Annotated in this window: 14 protein-coding genes; all 14 read right to left on the bottom strand. The window is 40.1% G+C overall.

The features are described from left to right. Positions 1-26: 26 nt before the first annotated feature. Positions 27-1694 carry a CocE/NonD family hydrolase gene (locus tag CR194_RS13705; RefSeq protein WP_233254368.1) on the bottom strand — a complete coding sequence of 556 codons (1668 nt, stop codon included), beginning with the start codon at positions 1692-1694 and terminating at the stop codon, positions 27-29. Positions 1695-1951: 257 nt separating this feature from the next. Then, positions 1952-2977 (bottom strand): AbrB family transcriptional regulator, encoded by a 1026-nt coding sequence (locus CR194_RS13700; protein WP_158282271.1) that lies wholly within the window; start codon positions 2975-2977, stop codon positions 1952-1954. Between the two features lie 67 nt (positions 2978-3044). Then, positions 3045-4538, bottom strand: coding sequence for a tripartite tricarboxylate transporter permease (locus tag CR194_RS13695; RefSeq protein ID WP_110610247.1), 1494 nt, complete (start codon positions 4536-4538; stop codon positions 3045-3047). A 17-nt stretch (positions 4539-4555) separates the two neighbouring features. Further along, a complete protein-coding gene (locus tag CR194_RS13690; protein WP_158282270.1) occupies positions 4556-5083 on the bottom strand; it encodes a tripartite tricarboxylate transporter TctB family protein in 528 nt (175 codons plus the stop codon). 85 nt (positions 5084-5168) lie between these two features. After that, positions 5169-6257 (bottom strand): tripartite tricarboxylate transporter substrate binding protein, encoded by a 1089-nt coding sequence (locus tag CR194_RS13685; protein WP_110610245.1) that lies wholly within the window; start codon positions 6255-6257, stop codon positions 5169-5171. Positions 6258-6441: 184 nt separating this feature from the next. Further along, positions 6442-7149, bottom strand: coding sequence for a response regulator (locus tag CR194_RS13680; RefSeq protein WP_110610244.1), 708 nt, complete (start codon positions 7147-7149; stop codon positions 6442-6444). Continuing rightward, complete coding sequence (locus CR194_RS13675; RefSeq protein ID WP_233254367.1) at positions 7149-8819, bottom strand: ATP-binding protein; 1671 nt, start codon at positions 8817-8819, stop codon at positions 7149-7151. The genes CR194_RS13680 and CR194_RS13675 overlap by 1 nt, the downstream gene beginning before the upstream one ends. Positions 8820-9026: 207 nt before the next feature. Then, on the bottom strand, positions 9027-9854 hold the full coding sequence (locus CR194_RS13670) for a carbohydrate ABC transporter permease (RefSeq protein WP_110610242.1): 828 nt from the start codon (positions 9852-9854) through the stop codon (positions 9027-9029). A gap of 42 nt (positions 9855-9896) precedes the next feature. Then, a complete protein-coding gene (locus CR194_RS13665) occupies positions 9897-10796 on the bottom strand; it encodes a carbohydrate ABC transporter permease (protein WP_233254366.1) in 900 nt (299 codons plus the stop codon). Between the two features lie 109 nt (positions 10797-10905). Next, positions 10906-12138, bottom strand: coding sequence for a sugar ABC transporter substrate-binding protein (locus CR194_RS13660; RefSeq protein WP_110610241.1), 1233 nt, complete (start codon positions 12136-12138; stop codon positions 10906-10908). A gap of 441 nt (positions 12139-12579) precedes the next feature. Next, positions 12580-13575 (bottom strand): LacI family DNA-binding transcriptional regulator, encoded by a 996-nt coding sequence (locus tag CR194_RS13655; protein ID WP_110610240.1) that lies wholly within the window; start codon positions 13573-13575, stop codon positions 12580-12582. A gap of 148 nt (positions 13576-13723) precedes the next feature. Beyond that, the gene (locus CR194_RS13650) at positions 13724-17071 is read right to left on the bottom strand and encodes a GH36-type glycosyl hydrolase domain-containing protein (protein ID WP_110610239.1); all 3348 of its coding nucleotides are present in this window, start codon (positions 17069-17071) and stop codon (positions 13724-13726) included. A gap of 90 nt (positions 17072-17161) precedes the next feature. After that, positions 17162-18529 carry a glucoamylase family protein gene (locus CR194_RS13645; RefSeq protein ID WP_233254365.1) on the bottom strand — a complete coding sequence of 456 codons (1368 nt, stop codon included), beginning with the start codon at positions 18527-18529 and terminating at the stop codon, positions 17162-17164. A 95-nt stretch (positions 18530-18624) separates the two neighbouring features. Then, on the bottom strand, positions 18625-20793 hold the full coding sequence (gene bglX / locus CR194_RS13640; protein ID WP_110610238.1) for a beta-glucosidase BglX: 2169 nt from the start codon (positions 20791-20793) through the stop codon (positions 18625-18627). Positions 20794-21162: the final 369 nt, after the last annotated feature.

Here is a 21162-nt window from a genome sequence, read left to right as displayed (position 1 = left end):
TCGTATGCAGGGGACATTTTTTCATGTTAACGTTTAGGAATCACCGGTAGCACAATCGCCGATGGATGCTGTTCATTATGATAGATCGTCTGATTAGCCGTTTTCATTTCAGATGTGACACCTAGTTCGTCACCGGTATTTAGATTCCGGTCATACTTTGGGAAGGCACTTGATGCCACTTCTATTCTAATCTTATGACCCTTTTTAAAGACATGGGACGTGTTCCAGCAGTCTACATGAAACGGATAGATTTCTCCAGGTTCGAGAAGCTTCGGAGTCTCCATTCCCTCTCGAAAACGCCCCCTCACCATTCCATCAGTTAATCGCTGTGCATAGCCACTTGGCCAAACATCCAACAGTTTTACCATGAAATCTGTGTCCCGTCCATCGGTTGATGCATATATTTCCGCTGTGACAGGCCCTGTAACCTCCAAGTCCTCTGTCAGTTTTTCTGTGGTATAAACGAGAACATCATCACGCCGTTCGATGGCTGAATAATCGTCAGCCCCGCCAATTTGACTGGAAATCATCTCAGTAATAAATGGCACAGGGTTACTCGGATCATAACGGTAATGGTCCTCTTCCGGCTCTCCTATTTTTGGTTTCTCTGCTGACAGCGTCCCGTCACCAAATAAACTGTTGGCATTTCCGTCACTGTGCAAATAATATTTCGTCCAGGCCGTTCTAGCAAGCGGCCATTCTTGTTCCTGTCGCCATTTGTTTTCACCCATTACAAAAATCTGCACTGGGGCCTCTTCCATGAGCTGATTGTCAATCCCTTTTAGCCAGTAGTCAAACCACCGAAGCTGGTATTGATGCATATCAATGATTGACGTGGGACCAAATTCAAGCTCGCCAAACGTGGTTGATTTGTTCACTTGATGAGGCCACGGTCCCATGAGCAATCGTTGATGATGCTTAGATTTTTTAGATTCATCGGTATGAGTCATCCCAATGAAGTTCAGCGGTGTCCCGATTTGTTCATCATCGTACCACCCTGAAATATGTAAGACAGGCAAGTCGATTTGATCAAATTTGTCTTGGTAGCAAAGGTGCTTCCAATAGTCATCCAAATAAGAATGACGGACTTCTTCTTTCCATTGTTCTGATCGTCGTCCGGTTTTTTCATCCATCTCGATCATCGGTAAGTGGTCGTAAACCTCCGCCCAGTTCACTACGTTAAGGTTTTGCTGAACACGTCCACTGGTCCGGTAAACCCAGCAAATATGCTGTGGATTGGGCAGTCCCGTCGGCCATTCAACGAAAGGATCGGACGGGGTTACGAGCGGAATCATCGTTTTCAAGGAAGGTGGTTTGTGTAACGCAGTGAGCCACTGCACCCTGCCTAAATAAGAACCACCGAGAGTTCCCACTTTTCCCATGCACCATGGCTGTGCTGCGATCCACTCGATAGAGTCATAGCCATCAATGCCCTCGTTTCGATACGGAATGAATTCCCCATCAGAATCCTCTCGTCCTCTTACATCCATATACATGATGGCATATCCATTTTCAGCAAAAAAACAGCCGGTTTGATGAGACTGATCGGTCGTCTTTCCATATGGTGTTCGCACGACAATGGCCGGAAACTCCCCTTCAGCCTTCGGTTGATAAATGTCTGCAGACAACAGGACACCATCCCTCATCGGTACCTTTACGTCTCTCGTTATTTGAATGTCATGAGATGTTTGCACAGTTCGTTCACTCCTTAAATGTAAAATCTCCTATCACTACACCTTCGTCATGGGGGTAGGATTACCTTTAATTTTCTAGTTATACGCTATAGCACTGTACAGTAAAATCTTCTATACTATCTCTTTGAATGATTTGTTTATTGGAATTGGGATTTTCAAGTCTAGAAGGACAACTTGCGTGGTTTGAACTGGACAACTACATTTTTTGGGCCTCTCATACATTAATTTTTTCTAGTAGGAATTATCTTACAGTACTCTCATCGTAATTTATTTATTAACCAAATTAATAACGGTAGGGTTACAAAGATACTGATCACTCTGATGATCTGAAGACTGGCAACTAATGTAGGTTCAAGCTCCAGTGCGAAAGCTGTGGCTGACATTTCTGCTGCTCCAGCTGGAACCACACTTAATAAACCTACGATATATGTTACGTCACTTAATTTCCAAAAGACGTACCCGGAAATAAAACTGATTCCTAAATAGATACTTAAAATACTTATACTTACCGTTCCAATTCGCTTTAGCCGCACCAGGGTTTCTCTGTCAAACCTCACACCGACCATAACACCAATTAATCCTTGACCGATACCGCCGATATAGTTTGGAACTCTCTCGATTTGAAAGACAAATTCTCCAAAAATAAAGCCCATAGCGATCGCGTACAGCAAGGCCCCTGCAGGCACTTTAAATAAACGGTTCAAAACGGTAGCAAGGGTCATAACTACTATAAAAGTCAAGATAAGTTCATACGAAAGTGAATAAGAAGCCACTTCCGTTAGTTCATTTCCATTCGTATTGTTCCAAATTCCAGCTACAAACGGTATGCATAAAACAAACAGTGTAATTCTAGCAGTATGAAAAGCCGCAACTATTCTCTCATCAGCACCATATTCGCTGCTTACACTAATGATTTCGGAAGCACCGCCTGGAATACAACAGAAAAAAGCGGTTCGTTTATCTAATATTTTTGACCAATGAAATAGCAGCCAGCCTAGAAAAAAACCACTTATTAGTGTCAAGAGTAGGGTGATTAACAAGGGACCTAAGTATAATCCTATTATCCCGAACAACTCTTTATTCATGAGAAGACCAATATTCGCTCCAACGAGAGAAAGAGCCAATTTAAAGGGCCAGCCATCGTAGTTTACATTAGAGCGGGTAAGACCTACGAATAATCCCGTCAGCAATGCCCCAAGAAGCCACCCTGCCGGTACTTGAAGTAAATTGAATATCCAACCTACTGCAAGGGCAATAATTACAATGGTCCCCGCTCTAATCACAGCACTCAACTCCATTCCAGTCCAACAATAACGTTTGGTTCAGTAATAATTATTTATAACCTTACTATCACGCTTTCTTTCTGTTAATAAATTTAATAACACGGATGACTAATGGAATAAGAAGCGAAAGGGCAGCCATAATTAATAAAGTTAGCGAAATAGGCTTATCTACAAAAATCATCCAATCGCCTGACGAAATTTGTAAAGCTCTCCGCATATTTTCTTCCATAATCGCACCTAAAATCATCGCTAAAATCAACGGAGCTGCTGGGAAATTATACATTCGCATAGCAAATCCAATTAATCCGAAAATGAGAACAAGCATAAGATCAAACGGATTGAAGCTTAAACCATAGACACCAATCATACAAAACACGATGATTAAAGAAAGCAACATCGCCCGTGGAACATTCAAAATTTTAGAAATAAGAGGAATTAACGGTAAATTTAAAATTAATAGAAAAATGTTCCCGATATACATGCTTGCAATGACTCCCCAAAATACATCCGGCCGGTCTTCAAGCATTAACGGACCTGGAGTAATCCCCATAACGAGAAGAGCTCCAAGTAAGACTGCAGTCGTTCCTGATCCCGGGACACCTAAAGTTAATAATGGTACAAAAGATCCGCCACTAGCTGCGTTATTAGCTGCTTCCGGGGCAGCTACCCCTTTTATGTTTCCTTTTCCAAATGTATTCCCATCTTTTGCAATGTTTTTTTCCATTGTATATCCAAGAAAAGATCCAATAGTAGCACCTGCTCCAGGAAGAACTCCTGTAAAGAACCCTAGAATCGAACTTCTTCCGATCGGTGGAGCGATCTCCCGCACTTCTTGCTTTGTTAATTTCAAAGAACCTAAGGAATTTTGTTTCGCTGCTCCTGATCGCTTTTTCAACAAGACAAAAACTTCCCCTAATGCAAAAACACCTAGTGCGACAATTAGAAAATCGATCCCATCAAGCAAATTAATATTTCCAAATGTATACCGGGCTGTGCCTGTTTGAAGATCCATTCCCATCAGTGATACCATCACACCAAAAACAGCAGCAATTAATCCCTTTATTAACGATTTTTCAGACAAACTAACTACAGCTGTCAAACCAAACACCATTAAAGCGAAATACTCTGACGGACCGAAGCTTACTGCGACCCTTCCTAGCAATGGGGCGATAAACATAAGCCCAACAATACTGACTGTTCCACCAATAAATGAAGAGTAGGCTGCAATGGCCAATGCCTTTCCGGCCTTTCCTTGCTTTGCTAATGGATAGCCATCAAAGGAAGTAGCTACAGTACCAGCAACCCCAGGTGCGTTCAATAGAATGGAAGAGGTAGACCCGCCAAAAATAGCCCCATAATAAACTCCTGCCATCAATATTATTCCGATCGCTGGATCCATCCCATAAGTTATTGGGATCATTAAAGCGAGCGCACTTATCGGTCCCAATCCTGGAAGCATTCCGATGACTGTTCCTGCCACTACACCGATTAACACAAATAGTAATGCTTCAGGTTGAAGGGCAATTTCAAAACCATATAATAAATTCTCAAACGCATCCATCGCTTAAACACCTCTCTTTAAAACGGTAGTAACCCAGGGGGTAAATAAACACCTAGTCCTCTAGTTAATAAAAAATAAAATCCAAAACCAATGATCGAGGCAACAATGATATTTGCCAAATGGCCTTTATATCCGTAAAACCATGTCATGCCGTAAACAAATACCAATGTCGTTAAGACAAAACCGGCTCGTTCAAGCAAGAATATATAAGCCGCTATGGCAACCGCAGTGACCACAATCTGCGTCTCTGCCTTTTCCCAAAAAGTTTCTCGCCTCTTCTCTTCTTTCTCCTCTGTTTCGTGAGACAGATGATCTTCGGTTTCAGATTCAGATTCTTTATCAACGGGACGATCCCGTTCAAAAAACAGAGCAATAGAGAGAATTACCATAGAAAAACCTAGAACTTTAGGAAATAAATCAGCATCTACCGGCCGCGGTAAAGCATATCCAGGTATTTGATAGGCAAGGACGATATAAAATATGGAAAAGAGAAATAAGATAACGGATATGATTTGATTTGGTCTGAACCTCTTTAATGTATCCACAAATAAGGTCTCCTTTCTAACAAATGTGTTTCGTATATAAAAGAACAAGGAGGAAGCAGGGCCGCTATCCTCCTTAATTTATCTATTACTCGACTAATCCAATTTCTGTTAGGACATCTTCAAATAACTCAAATTGCTCATCAAGGAACTCACTGAACTCTTCACTGTTCTGGTAGTTATTAATCCAGCCAAGGTTTTCCACTTGTCCTTCCCAAGTCGATGTTTCCATCATATCTGCGTACATGTTTTCGTAATATTGCACAGCTTCCTGCGGCATATCAGGTGGGCCCATAATGCCTCTCCAAATATCGAAGGTATAATCGATTCCTTGCTCGATAAATGTTTCTGCTCCAGCGTCAGCTAACACTTCGATTGGCTCTTCAGAAGAATACGCAATAGGCCGGAGTTCACCTGATTCTACTTGTCCAGTCGATTCCCCTACTCCTGTAATGACCACATCCACGTGTCCACCGAGAAGATTTGTCATTGCTTCTCCTCCACCAGAAAACGGTACATAGTTCACATCTGCTGCATTCACACCAAATTCTGCAGCTGCCCCAGCCATAGAAATATGATCCATACTTCCCGCAGCTGAGCCTCCTCCAACAGAGACAGATTGTGGATCTTCTTCGATTGCTTCAAAAACATCAACAACTGATTCGAATTCTGAGTCAGGCTGAACGAGAACAATTGAATAATCTGTAATTAAATTGGCTACCGGCGTGAAATCCGTGTGATCATATTGCGAAGTTTCCGTTAATGGGACAAGGATAATAGGCGGACTCGCTGCGAATAAAGGTTGAGGTTCACCAGCATGTCCAGCTACTTCAGCCCATCCAATTGCACCACCACTCCCAGGAATATTCTGGGGAGCGAAATTGACAGGGGCTAAATCCTCTTCGTCAATCACCTGAGCAGTTGTTCGAATGAGTGTATCCCATCCTCCCCCAGCATCTGCAGGGGCAATATAATCTACGTCATTTTCAGGTTCCCAATCGGAAGCAACCTCATTTGTATCATTGGATTGATTTCCATCAGCATTACTCTCAGCTTCTGCCTCATTATTATTTTCTTCTGTAGGGTCATCCGGTGGTTCACCACATGCCGTTAAGAGTGCAAATGACATTCCGGAAACTCCTGCGGCATAAATAAAACGCTTACATAAATGTCTCAATAAAAAAACCTCCTGTAGTAATCAGATTTATGAAGAACTAGTTTCATAGTATCTGAATATACAGAAGATTAAATATTCTGATCATAAGTTGTATTTTGTTCATTTTGTTTACGAGTTGAAAACGGTAAAATACACAAATAAATTCGTTTGAACATATCCACGTTTTGTAAATGGGAATTCTATTTTAGATGAAATACCTTCTTTCCGGACGGCCAACATCACCGTAAATCATTTGCACGCGGACTTCGTTAACGGAAATTAAATACTCTAAGTAACGGCGCGAAGTAGATCGGCTCGTTCCAGTCGACTTAGCAGCTACACTCGCTGTCAGTCCTTGATCCCCTGATTCCTGTAATGCCTGACAAATGTTTTTTAACGTAAACGGGTCTATCCCTTTAGGTAAATCCTCATCATTTGTGATAACCGTCTCATATTGGACTTTCTTCCCAAACCTTAATTCGTCTAATTCCTCTTGAGACAAGGCTTCCTGATCTAAAAGTAATTGAGTTTCTTCTCTTAACCGCTGAAAAGTATTTTCTACACGTTCCTTTTTTACTGGCTTCATAATGTAATCAAATATCCCAGCCTGCAAAGCTTCTTGAATGGTGGCAGTTTCGTTTGCTGCTGTTATCATAATCACCTGAATTTCAGGATAGTTGCTGCGAATATACCAAAGGAGTTCCAAACCAGTTACATCAGGTATATAAATATCTAGCAAGATCACATCAGGCACACGTTGGTTAGACTGCAAGAAAGCCTTTGTTTCTGCCCCAGTTTTCACAACAGACATTACGGAAAAGTTTTCGATCACTTCTACGAAAGCTTGATTTATCTGAGCGACTCTGAAATCATCTTCTACAATTAAAACATGAAACGTGATTTTTGAAGACATCACATCACCCCCTTTTTGTAAACAGACTGTTTTGGCAAAGCAATCACAAAACACGTTCCGTTTGAATTACTTTCTTCAATGAAAATAGAACCATTAAGATCTTTTACTGCTGTAGCTGCTAAAGCTAAGCCAACTCCACGATGTTTCGAATTGGATTTTGTCGAAAAACCTCTTTGAAAGATTTGTTCTCGTTTTTCTGGAACGATTCCTGGTCCGTTATCCTCAATTTCGAATATAAATTCAGTGCCAATATCGGTGAAAGTAAGATGAACATGAGGTTGTTCTGATTTATTTAAACTTGCAGCTTCGACGGCATTTTCAATTACATTTCCTAGAATGGTTACGATGTTTTCCTTTTGTCTTTTTAACAGAGGCTCTAATAGGCTACTATGTTTATCAAATGTCATGTTCACACCGATTTCCATGGCTCGGTTCAATTTCCCTAACAAGACCCCGCTTACGATTTTGTCAGAGACATTTTCTACTAGAAAGCGCATCCATTCCTGCTGTACTCTAGACTCATTATCAATGAATTCAATGACTTCATCAATTCTTTTAAGTTGAAGCAATCCGGAAATTGTATACAGTTTATTTGAGAATTCATGGGTTTGCGCTCTTAATCCTTCAGCATATTCTTTCACGTGGGAAAGCTCTTGCGATAATTCACGAATTTCTGTCCGATTACGAAAGGTTGCTACAGCACCGGTAATTTCATTATCACTAAAAATTGGCACCCTATTAACAACAAAGTGTTCCTCTCCAATCCACATCTCACTATTAAAATCCGGGTTTCCTGTACTTACAACGTTTAATAAACCAGTATTCGGTAAAATATCGGTCAATGGGTCACCTATCAGTTTTGCATTGGTTGACTCTACTTGAAGATATTCTCTAGCTTTTTGATTAATCATAGATATGTTACCTTGTTCATCTATAGCAATCATCCCTTCATGAATCGATTGCATAATGGCCTCTTTTTCGTTAAATAACTTTCCTATTTCTTCAGGCTCCAAACCATGGATCGATTCTTTTACATGAAAAGAGATTAGAAATGACCCAATAAATCCGATTCCTAATACACCGGCAATAATTACCCAAGTATCGGATAAGAAATTACCAGCTGTTAATTCAATATCTTCCTGAAGAAAACCGACGGATACTACACCAATAATTTCCCCGTCATCATCATAAACTGGAGTTTTCCCGCGAATGGAAGGTCCTAATGAACCAACTGCTCGTGAAACATATGATTCACCCTCAAGCAACGCACGGTCGTTATCCTCACCAACCATTCGATGGCCAATTCTGTCTTCTAAAGGGTGCGAATACCTTATCTCTTGATCATTTCCGACTACAATAAACTCCGCTCCAGTTTCAACCCTAATATCTTCAGCAATAGGCTGAATCGTTTCTTCAGGATGTTCGTCTTCAAAAGCGTGACGAACAGCTGGGATCGACGCCACACTTAATGCGACACTTAACGCTCGTTCTCCCGACTGTTCCCATACCTGATCAGAATATTGTTGATTGTAATAAAACCCTAGAGCAAGAATCATCGTTGTGACCAATATACTCATCAAGCCAACCATTTTTGTTAATAAACTGACGCGGAGCAGTTTCCTAACTTTATTAATGATATTTGTTTTAGAAGAATTTACACGGTTAGGCAATCGGATCACCCTCTTTTTAATACTTGCTTCTTGTAACATTATGTCACAATATTCTGTATAAATGTAATTGGGAAAATTTGAAAATGTACAGTACATTTTAGTGGTTTGGCTGGATAAGCGCTTGGGGGAAGGTTGTCTTTCATTTTCTACACAGTCGCTATAACACCTAACAAAAAAACACTAATCAGATTAGTGTTTTTTTGCCATTTATTTAAGCCCTGACATGGTAAAACCTTCGATAATGTATTTTTGAAAAAAGGCGAAGATAATGACGATCGGAACGACCATAAATGCTGCCCCTGCCATTTGTAAAGCAAAATTACTGGAATGTTGCCCTTCTAAGAGCGCTAGTCCAACAGATAATGTATACAACCTTTGGTCACTTGCAATAATCAGCGGCCACAAGAAACTGTTCCATGCTGCGATAAATGTTAGGATGGCTTGAACAGCAAACACTGGTTTAGCTATTGGAATAATAAGCTTAAAGAATATATAGTATTCTCCAGCACCATCTAATCTTGCAGCTTCTATTAAATCATCGGGTATGGTTTGCATAAACTGCCTGAATAGAAAAATACTAAAGGCCACCGCCAAACCAGGTAGCACAATCCCTGTCATTGTATTCGTTAATCCCATTTGGTTGAGAATTAAGTACACGGGAATCATCGTCACTTGTCCTGGAATCATCATTGTAGCAAGAATGGTATAGAAAATGACTTTTCTTCCTTTAAATTGGTACTTTGCAAAGGCGTATCCCGCCATACCATTGAAAATCAGACCAATAAAAGAAAAGAAAACAATGATGAGTGTATTCCTTAAATAGATCCCGAAGTTCAGGTTTGTAAAGAGATTGATATAGTTTTCAAATGTCGGGTTTTGCGGTAAAAAAGTCGGCGGCATCTGTACGGCCTCGTTCAATGGTTTAAAAGAACTCAATATCATCCACATAAATGGAATAGATATGATGATCCCACCAACGACCAACAACACAATCATAAAATTCTTTTCCAATTTCTTTATTGTTGCTGATGACATTTGTTTTCACCTCCACATGATCTACGACCGTTTTTTTATTAATTAATACTCCACATCTGCTTTTCGGAATTTAAACTGAATTAATGTCACAATAATAATCATGAAGAACAGTACAAACGAACCTGCCGCTGCATAACCAAACTCGCTTAACTGAAATCCGCTTCTGTATATAAATAATGCCATAGACAGCGTGCCATCTAACGGTCCACCATTGGTCATGACATAAGGTTCTTCGAAAAATTGAAGCCAGCCAATTAGGGTCGTTACAGTGACAAAGAAAGTAGCAAATCCAAGTAGAGGGATAGTCACATGCCATAAAGTTTGTAAGCGATTAGCCCCATCAACTTTAGCTGCTTCATAGTATTCTTTTGGAATACCTTGTAAGGCAGCTAAGAAAATGATCATGTTAATTCCAAGACCTTTCCAAACTGCTAAGAGGATTAAGGAAATTTTTGCCAGTGTAGGCTGTTCAAGCCAAGGAACCCTGCCAATTTCAACTAAGGAAAGGAAATAGTTAAACAGACCATAATGGGTGTTATATAAGAATCCCCAAATCACAGCAACTGCTACGATATTCGTGATAGACGGCATATAGTAAACAGCGCGAAAGAAATGAAAAATCTTATCTTTCCCATAATTTAGGATTAAGGCAACGCTAAGCGAACAGATAATCACTAATGGTACCCCAATAACGACGTAAAACAATGTATTGAAAATGGATGTAATAAACACACTGTCATTAAACAACTTAATATAATTTTCTAATCCAATAAAACTAATTTGTGACCAGTCTGCTAATCCTCTAAGGTTTATGTCTGTGAAACTGATAAAGAAAGCAACAACAATAGGAATAAGACTAAACATCATTAACAATAAAAATGCTGGAGCTATGAATATGTATGGATGCCGGTCTCTATACAAAGTTTTTAATAGATTTCCCAAAGTTCTCCCCCCTCACTATTTTGGTTAGAATCATCTAATAAATTATGTAAGAGCTGACGATTAACAAGGTATTAACTTATTGCTAATCGACAGCCGTTCGATCAAGCTTTTAGTCAGCCAAAATATCTTCTTCCACTTTTTCTCTGAAATCTTCCATTTCTTCTTGCAAGTCGGCACCACCGACATTCACTCTTTCCATTGATCTAATCATTTCCTGAGCGATCGCTTCCCATTCTGGGAGTTGAGGGGATGCTCTTGTCTCCTCCAATTGTTCACCGAATACGGAAAGCATTTCATTACCATCTAATCTTGAATCATCCCACGCATCGACTCTAGAAGGTAAAGTATTGGAGATTTCAAACCATTCTAACTGTGTCTCTTCATCAACAAGGAAGTCGATAAACTGCAAAGACTCCTCTACGTGATCCGTGTTATTAAACACACTTAAATTTGATCCGCCAATATAAGAAGTATTCGTCTCTTTCTCAGGTAATGGCGCTACAGCCCAGTCTCCTTCAATGTCAGGAGCGTCATTATTCAAAATATTCACCATCCAAGGTCCGCTTTGGAACATTGGCTGTTGACCGTTGCTAAACGACTGAATAATGTCCAACTGTCCTGATGTTGGTGTGATTCCTTCTGCGAAGAAACTATGATAGAATTCCATCGCTTCCATGAATTCTGGGCTTTCAAAGTCCGTATTTCCTTCTTCATCAATAAAGTCGCTACCGTTTTGCCAAGCGAACATAAATGGCACAAACTGATCATTCTGATCGATATCATAACCGTAGTAGTCGTCACCGCGATCCGCTAACTGTGTGGACGCATCCTTTAACTCATCCCACGTAGCCGGAGCGTCGTCATATCCGACTTCTGCTAACAGATCCGTACGATAATACAAGACACGCGTATCAACATACCATGGAATCCCTACAATTTGATCTTCATATTCCATTGACTCGGCCGCTCCATCAAAATAATTCTCTTTGTTAAAAGCTGGGTAATCATCAAGATAAGGGGTTAAATCAAGCATCATATTCACATCTGCGAATTCCGGTACCCAAGATGTGCCCATTTGAAGGACGTCTGGACCTTCGCCTGATGCCACCGCTGTTAACAAGTTATCATGAGCAGTGTCCCATGGAATGGCTTGAACATTAATTGAAATCTCGGGATTTTCTTCTTCAAACTTTTCGGCTAATTCAGGTAATAATGTCCCTTCTTCCCCCATTGCCCAAACGCTGAGTTCTGTTTCATCTTCACTGCCTCCGCCACCGCATGCAGTGATCATCAAGGCACTACTAACCATTAACGCAATAGACAGATAAAACTTTTTAGTCATAAATTCCCTCTCCTTTAAATGATTAATTAAGAATGCCATTTCTCTTCCCTATCCCATGTGAAACGTTTCGTTTAAAATTAAAAAAATATAGGTATTATTTACAAAAATCTTGTTCTTACATACTAGACATATGTAATTAAAAAACTTTTTTCAGTGAGTAACTCTTAATATTCTCCTTTTACTCATCATTTTAGTAATTAAAAGTAGATAGCAAGTTTACTCCACTGAATCTATCGAAACGTTTCAATAAATTCATTGTAATCCATCTTGTATCCGTTTTCAATGAATTTTTTGATATTTTACCTAATAGACACAAATTGTTTTTATTAAATTGACTGTTTACATAAGAAAATCAGCCGAAATAGCAAGATTGGTTTCACTAAGTGACCAATGTAAAAGAACTACTTCGACTGAATTATGAATCTATTTGCTGTTCATTTGTTAAAAAGATCGTTGAACTGAGTCTCTTATAATCATTTCGGTTTCAAGAGAGTAAAAATTTTGAACGTCTTCCCCTTCTAAAACTTGAAATATTAAATGAGAAGATAGTTTTCCCATTTCATATTTAGGCTGTTTAACCGTTGTCAAAGGGGGTTGGATATAAGGGGCTAGCTGAATATCGTCAAAGCCGATCACGGACACTTGATTCGGTATATCAATATGATTTTCTTTCAAGGCTTCTATTCCGCCAATCGCCATTTCATCATTCGCATAAAACACGGCATCTGGCAATTGCCCTTGATGAATAAGCATTTTCGTTGCCTGATAGCCGCCGTCCTTCGTGAATTTACCGTTAATGTTCCATTTAGAATAATAGGGAAGGTTGTGCTCTTTTAGTGCTCGTTTGAATCCTTCCAACCTAAGCTGACTATCTATTGATTTTTTCGGTCCGCTAACGAAAGCAATATTTTTGCTCCCTTGATCAATGAGATATTTAGCAGCAATATAGCTTCCGTGTTCATTATTCACATTCACACTAATAATATCCTCGTAATCAGATAGATCACGATCTAATACAACGATTGGAAAACCTTTTCTCACCGAGTCTTGAATAAGTTGCGTTTCTATATTATGAGCAAATAAGATGACGCCATCTGCTCTTTTCTCTCGCAGAAACTTAGCAGCTGTCGAACTTTCATCACCATATGAACTACAGACAATCAAGTCATAACCGTGTTCCATGACTACCTCTTGAACCCCTTGAATCAGTTCAGAATAAAAGGGTCCGATAAGGTCACTTAAAATAAGCGCAATTATTTTGGTTTTATTCATTTTCAAATCCATGGCATAACCATTTTTTTGATAGTTCAACTCTTTTGCCGCTGTGATTACTTTCTGTTTGGTACTATCACTTATTTTCTTTGTGCCATTTAGGGCATAAGAAGCTGTAGAGACAGCTACTCCAGCCAATTTAGCAACATCTTTAATTGTAGCCATGTCTTTTCTCCTTCCAGCACTTCAAGAGTGAAACGTTTCAAATACTTCTTTTAGTTTATGTGAAAATCTATAGATTTGTCAATGGAGGTAGTCGTGGTGACTACCCCATTAATTGATATGCTCCACTCTTGATCCTGTCCAGAATAAACTACTTCAAAAACACTTCCATGATGTTCTCACTGTTTTTCTTGAAGTCTACCTCATTATTCACTTTGAATCCCCCATCACGATAACGGTTTTTAAGTGACTCAAACGGTATATTTTCCCCGTTTAAAACGAGCCTCTTTTCATTCTCTTCTAAGTGGAAAACAAACGTGATTTTATAGTCATGAAATCGGAATTTAAAGGAAACTCCGTTTAAAGAGTTCGGTAACATTGGGTCAATGATCAAGTCTCCGCCTTCTTCACGAATGCCCAGACATTGAGAAATAAGCTGGTTCATATAGATTCCTGGACCACTGGAATAAATTCTCCATCCACCTTTTACTGCTACTTTCCCTTCTTTTAACTTATGAAATTGATCAGCCGCTTCGTATCGGGTGTTGAATTTACCATCTGAACTACTAAAATACGCATTACTCTGACGGTGTTCAGCATTAGGAACTACATCTTGAATTCGGATAGGGTTAATCGTTTGTAAGCCGTGCCACACTTCATCTTCTTTCCCCAGTTTGGCCATAGCTTCTACATAACGAATATGAGCATGCACATACTGTAACCCAATTTCTCGTCCGAAATTCGCCGCTTGCTCCGCTCGTTTGAAATGTGTGCTTACCCCACCTGTATATTTCGCAGGTTGATTCATGAGCCGAACCCCATCAGGACAAGCTAATTGATCTTTAATAATGGTGTAGTGATGCTCCGCTTGTTCTGGTGATAATAATTCACTAATCATACTGCGAGTCATGGGTAGGAGCCGATAGTCTATCCCTGTTTTTGTATCTTCTGGATGCAACATTTTTTCAGGATTTTCTGGGTCTTCCATATAAAGAAAACCTGGGATCACATCAGTATCAAGCATATGAGTGGTGAAATCAGCTTGAATGCCCGTACTCATTTCTTTAAGAACGGCCGCTTCTGACGGATCCACTTCTTCCAAGACTTCACTTAACTGATTGATGACCTGATACGTTAACGAAACTGTCCAACTGCTGACCATGTATTGTTTTAAATCTTGGTTTGCCGGTTGTAACGTGTCATCCCAATCTCCATCCCCATAAGAAGAAAGGTACGTATCATGTAAGAAATGACTCTGTATATAGGATAATTGCTTTTTAATATGATCAAGAAGAGTTTCTTTCTTTTCTGTAAAAGCGAATGTCTCTGATGAAGTATAAGGAAGTTCTTCATCAAGAATTGCAAAATCTTTTGTAGACTTCAAATAGTCACTGATTACTTTCAACGGCCAAATGATAATATCCCCATGACTGTCAGTCTGCTGAATCTTGTAATAGTCATCAATCATAAACCACTGTGGCCAATTACCTTCCACATCATACTGGTGAGCATATACTTTCCTTATAATATCTTTGACTTGCTCGTACTTATGTGTAGCAAAGAAATATTCTACAGGACCTTGGCATACATCTCTCGTACCCCATGCTGCGCCTCCGTACTGCTCTAATCCATGAGGAACAGAGTAGTGGACGAGCATATTATGCGTGTACCACCACGTCAATGCATTCATCTTTTCAAGATCTTCAGAATACTCTTCTTTAAATGACAACTGGAAGTCATTCATCATTGTCTCGTAATATTCCCGATATCTTTTTACTTCTGTTGAGAAATCCCGGTCAATGATTTGTGGTTTTTCGCCATGAAGAGCCCCGTACATCGTTAGCGCCCATTCATCTGTTTCGTCAAGCTTAAACACAACCAGCGAGGCAGCTCCTTCTCCTACATTTTCCGTCAGCTCCGATTCATTTCCAACGTCCACTCCGTCTGCATCAAAGCTAAATGAATATTCCAGGTTCGGATAAACTCCCTTACTATCAGACGCTTCATCTGCTGAAAAAATAAATTCTCCATCTTTCTCCGACAAGTTAAAGGGCACCTCATACTCGTTATTATTCATACTGACTTGATTCGTCACCATAAACCGATACTTCTTTCCTTTGACAGAACGGACATGTAAATGAAGTTCTGGCGAATCAACGATCGTATAGTTCGTAATAATCAGCAAATCATCATTCGTTTTATAATACCAGCGATTATAATTAAAGCCGATTTCATAAACAGAAGGCATCGTGAGTAATTGGTAAGAGCCGTTTGCTTCGATATAGATACGTTGCCCCGATGTTTTCATCACATTCAAGTGATTTCTTGCGTTCGTTAGCATCTTATTAAACGAAGTATTCCCTACCACAAGCTGAGAGTTAAAGATCCCGTACATATACGATGTGGTGGTTAATACATCGGTTTCGAGTTTATGATTGTTTCCAGTCATAAGGATATGTCCATGGGGGCGCTCTACCAACATCTCTTTTTTCTTTAGTACGACGTGCTCGTATGTATCAGTAAAAAAGGCCAAGAGTTCCCCGTTGTCTTTCTCTTCAAGCTGACGCCTTGGAAAGTAGTGAGCGATCTCCTCTTCCGTCAACTCTTCTGTTTTCAGTGGTTGGCCAATTTTTGTTACCACTTTCTCCATTGGTTGTTTTTTCTCGAGGCTTCCTTCTTTTCCTCGTATTTCATTCGATGCCTCACGTAAGTCATTTTGAAACTCAAGTTCATCCACGCTTAAGGCATGATCGGACTTAAATAGACCATAAAAAGTCGCCACTGCATTTCCATTTACATTCATTACATTAGTAACAAGTCCTGTATAGGCAAACTCGTATTGATAGATTAGGTTAGGAAAATCTCTGTTTGCCAATATTTCAGGTGTATTCGATTCTTTGAATGATTGTCCGAAAAACTGAAATCCATCTGTACAATATCCCGTTGCTTTAGTGAGACAGCCTTGCTGCAAATAGGGAAAGTCCCCTTCTTGAGACTGGTTTTGCCGACTGCAAACAATATACCCTAAGTTTTCATCATTTAAGACCTTATGATCGATGTATTGAGAGGTATAAGCTTCGTTCGTTCTGACCATTGCTGCCTTGCCTAAACCTAGATCTTGACCATAAACAACATCACATGTTACATCTTTGCCATGTAACTGTATATCCCAGAACCAAACTCCCTTTTCTGTTAATGTGAACGTAACTTCGTAAGAAAGTTGATCGATTTCTCCATACCACAGCACTTCTGATTCACCAAAAGTGACTTGACTGTTCGATTTCACTCCAAGTAATGGTTTCACTTGATCGATAGAACCGTCCTTGTAAATCCGCAAATAAATGTTATTTAATGACCCGTCAATCGGGTTAGAGAACCATTGATTAATCATCGTATCCTGATGAAAGGCATGGTATAAATCTCCGCTATTTAAAAAAGTAAACGTGTATTCTCCAGCTTTTATTTCATGTTTTGATTGACTTGTTTTCACTTCTGTCATTGCTCTCCCTCACTCTTCATATGTAAATATATTTATGTATGAACCTGACTCTTCCTTGATTAGCAAGAGTCAGGTTCAATTTTTACTTTATTATTCTATAGAGAATTCTTCTCTTTCAATGAGATGTTCAGGAGTTTCGCCGATCTCATTTTGATGGAAATAGTCGCGAATCAAACCATCATGTAAATAGTTAGCAATGGATACCATAATCATCCCTTGATCCAGGGCTAAATAGGCTTCTGTGACCTCTTCAGTGTGGACATTTACAGTATCATAGAAACCATACGGTCCATAAGTATCTAAGTCTCTCAATCCACGAATATTCTCAAACACTTCCATCGGTGCATAATCCAACGCTAAGAAAGAAGCATGAGGAGTCACTGTACCGTCTTCAGGATACCCTTCAGTCCCTGCCTCTGGCACCCCAAATTCTGAATAATCTCCCGGAATAGCTGCCGGAGAGAATCCCCACACAGGGTAGTCTTGGTTTTCAGCATATTGAATTTGTACATCTACATGACGCTGATTATTCAGTCCAAGTCCTGAGGTTCCCAGTTCGATTTCATTTAAGACCAAGCCAGGCATGAGCGCTTCAAACATACTTCCTCCCCAGCTTGGCACATACTTAATATCTTCGTATTGATAGTGTCCTTGGAAAAATTCAACGCCATCGTACTCAACCTCATATCCTTGAGGAGTTTGTTGCTGCCAATCCCATTCAACTGGAAGTGTCCGGTACATATTCCACCAATGCTCCGACGGAACATCCCCTTTACCAATCGCTAAATAGCTAGTCACTCTCGGCTCCGTGTAAAACATACCATAATGGTGGTCTGTTAAACTTCCTTCTTCAACATCATATCCTCCATGGAATAAGTTCTCCTCGAAATCATAAAGAGTAGAATAATCCATGTCGTGAGCAATAGCCAGTGCATCTTCTGCTAGCTCGTCATACGCTTCAGCAGCGACAATCAGCCCTGCAGTTAACCAGCCATTATCGACTTGAGAAATAAATTCTCCCCAGTCAGACATTAAGCTTCCGTCTTCAGTGAAGTACCAATTGTAGTAGAGTCCGTTCCAAGTCTCCATGTCTTCTAAACTTGAAATGGTCGTTTTCACTCTTTCAACTGCCTCTTCTCGTGAGATAATTCCCATTTCCTCGGCACCAATAGTACTCATCATGTAGATTCCGATATTCGTAGGCGATGTATGCTTTCCTTCTCCATCTTCCTCATCAAATCGCATAATATCAGACGTGAGACCCGTTTCTGTATCAGTAAAATCTTCAAAATACTTGTACGTTTTCTTCGCTATGGATTCTAATTGTTTCTCCAACGCAACTTCATGTCCTGGAGGTGTACCCCCTTGCACTGGAGCGCCTCCCCCTTGTGCGAACGACAGTTGCGGAATTCCGACTAGCATGACAGTTAAAAGAATTAATAAAAAGTTTTTCTTCAAATTCTTTCATCCTTTCCGTATGTTTTTTGATAGATTTCACGCGATTTATTTATGAACGACAACTGTGATTTTCTTGTTTTCTATTAAAATCACATTTATCGGTTTTTGAGACTGAAAGAATAACCTTTCACATCACGACTATTCGGGCCTACGTAAGCGATAAACTCTCCTTCATCACTCCGATGAATCAAATCGCTATGATGATATCTTAAATCTTTTTCTTCAATGGAAAACTCAACTGTCCGTGCTTCTCCAGGTTCAAGGGCAATTTTTTCAAACCCTTTAAGCTCTTTTAAAGGCCGGACCACTTCTCCAGCAACGTCTCTAATATACATTTGCACTACTTCTTCACCAGTCACATCCCCGGTATTCTCCACTTTGACAGAGAGAGTGATAGAGCCCTCACTTGTTAACGACTGACTAGATAGAATCGCCTCATGATATTGGAAAGAGGTGTAGCTAAGGCCATATCCAAACGGATAAAGGGGTTCGTTCGGAATATCTAAGTATTGAGAGACGTATCTTTCTTGAGCATTTGGCGCACCTTTTGGCCTACCTGTATTGAATGAATTATAATAAACGGGTATTTGTCCGACCGAATAAGGGAAGGACATGGTAAGACGCCCGGATGGCCTTCTCTTACCAACTAATAATTCAGCAATCGCAGCCCCTCCTTCCGTCCCCGGATACCACGCTTCCAATATCGCATCTACTTCATCAATCATTCCGTCTAAATCGAGTGGTCTCCCGTTAAAGAGAACGACGACGATCTTTTTATTTACTTCTTTAATTCTCTTAACTAACTGACGCTGGACATCTGGCAACCGAATATCCGCTAAGGAGCCTGCTTCACCGCTCATATCAGAAGATTCTCCTAATGCAAGAACGACAATGTCACTTTCTTTCGCAACTGCGACCGCTTCGTTCATTTCTTCATCCGTGCCTGCTTCAATCCCACAACCTTCAGCTACGTTTAAGTTCTCTGTTGAAAAATAATTCTTCATGCCTTCTATAAGAGAAACGGCATTCTCAACTTTCCCTTTCCATGACCATGGACCGAGAATGTCTTTACTGTTCGCAAAAGGACCAATGACTGCCAGTTTTTCTGTCTTTTTTAGCGGAAGGATGTTTTCGTTTTTCAATAATACACATGATTTAGCCGCCTGTTCGCGAGCTAGTTCACGATGTCGTTCAGAGAAAACCGTTTCTGTCTCTCTTTCCTTCGTCGCACTTCGATATGGATCTTCAAATAATCCTAATTTATTCTTTAATGTTAAGATCCGTAAAACGGACTGATCGAGAATTTCTTCCGAAACATCGTCGTTTTCGATCAATTCTTTTAAATGATTGACGTAACATGACGTCATCATTTCTATATCTACGCCTGCTTCAATCGCTTTTAACGCAGCTTCTTTGTCATCAGCAGCTACACCATGAGGAATCATTTCTTTCACTGCCCCCCAATCGGAAATCAGCACGCCCTCAAAGTTCCACTCTTCTCTTAATAAAGAGCGCATGAGCTTTCGGTTTCCAGTAGCTGGAATCCCATCCACCGTGTTAAAGGCGGTCATGACCATCTCACAACCTTCGTTTAAAGCGGCTTTATAAGCGGGTAAATAATATTCTCTGAGCTGCCTTTCCGACATGTCCACGGTGTTATAGTCACGCCCACCTTCAGGCGCTCCATAAGCAGCGAAATGTTTTACACAAGCAGCGACGTGGTCATGGTTATTCGGATAATCTTCTCCTTGGAAGCCTTTGACAAAAGCCTTCGCAAATTCACTGTTAAGATAAGGATCTTCCCCCGTCGATTCCATGACCCGCCCCCATCTTGGGTCTCTAACTAAATCTACCATCGGTGCAAACGTGACATGGATACCTGACGCTGATGCTTCTTTTGCTGCTACTTCAGCACTTTTTTGGGCAAGAGGGATATCCCACGAACACCCAATCGCTAATGGAACAGGAAAAATCGTTTCATATCCATGAACCACATCAGCCATCACGAGCAAAGGAATGTTGAGGCGGCTTTTCTCAAGGTAAGCTTTTTGAATCGCTTGAACCTCCTCCGTTCCAGAAGCCCCTAATACGGAACCGGCATATTGAACATCTTTTCGATCAACACCCATTTGAGCAAGTGGTCCGGTAATTTCTCCCTCACTTTTTGCCCCTTCGAAAAATGGCGTCGCCAACTGAAGCAACTGGCCAATCTTTTCTTCCAACGTCATTTTATTTAAAAGTACGATGATCTCTTCTTTTTTCAAAATGGTTCCTCCTCAATTGCTATTGTTCTTTTATGTATACATGATTTTTTAAAATTAGAAGAAACGTTTCTATAAAGTGAAAATATAATATTAGATTCATTTGTTTAGGTCGTAATTTAATTTAGTGAAACGTTTCAATTACGTACAGTATAAATTAAATGGAAAGCGATTTCAATAAGTAAATCATTTGTTCGGTCCTTCGTCGTATTTAAAAGCGTGTTTTTAATAGAATGTTAGAGTGGAATTCCGAATTTTGGCTGGACAAGGCGCGGTTTGGCTGAACAAGAACAGGTTTCGGCTGAACACCAGCACCTTTTGGCTGAACAACAACAAGTTTTGGCCGAACACCCTATAAATTTTACTGTAACT

Source organism: Salipaludibacillus keqinensis (assembly GCF_003226325.1).
Lineage (GTDB): Bacteria > Bacillota > Bacilli > Bacillales > Salisediminibacteriaceae > Salipaludibacillus > Salipaludibacillus keqinensis.
The sequence above is the reverse complement of the archived record's forward strand: the minus strand, read 5'-3'. Positions and strand labels throughout refer to the sequence as shown.

Bases quoted from the DNA above. Each gene is read 5' to 3' on its own strand.
- CR194_RS13650 (WP_110610239.1), bottom strand. From the start codon at position 17,071: ATGACAGAAGTGAAAACAAGTCAATCAAAACATGAAATAAAAGCTGGA.
- CR194_RS13670 (WP_110610242.1), bottom strand. From the start codon at position 9,854: ATGTCATCAGCAACAATAAAGAAATTGGAAAAGAATTTTATGATTGTG.
- CR194_RS13660 (WP_110610241.1), bottom strand. From the start codon at position 12,138: ATGACTAAAAAGTTTTATCTGTCTATTGCGTTAATGGTTAGTAGTGCC.
- CR194_RS13680 (WP_110610244.1), bottom strand. From the start codon at position 7,149: ATGTCTTCAAAAATCACGTTTCATGTTTTAATTGTAGAAGATGATTTC.
- CR194_RS13655 (WP_110610240.1), bottom strand. From the start codon at position 13,575: ATGGCTACAATTAAAGATGTTGCTAAATTGGCTGGAGTAGCTGTCTCT.
- CR194_RS13695 (WP_110610247.1), bottom strand. From the start codon at position 4,538: ATGGATGCGTTTGAGAATTTATTATATGGTTTTGAAATTGCCCTTCAA.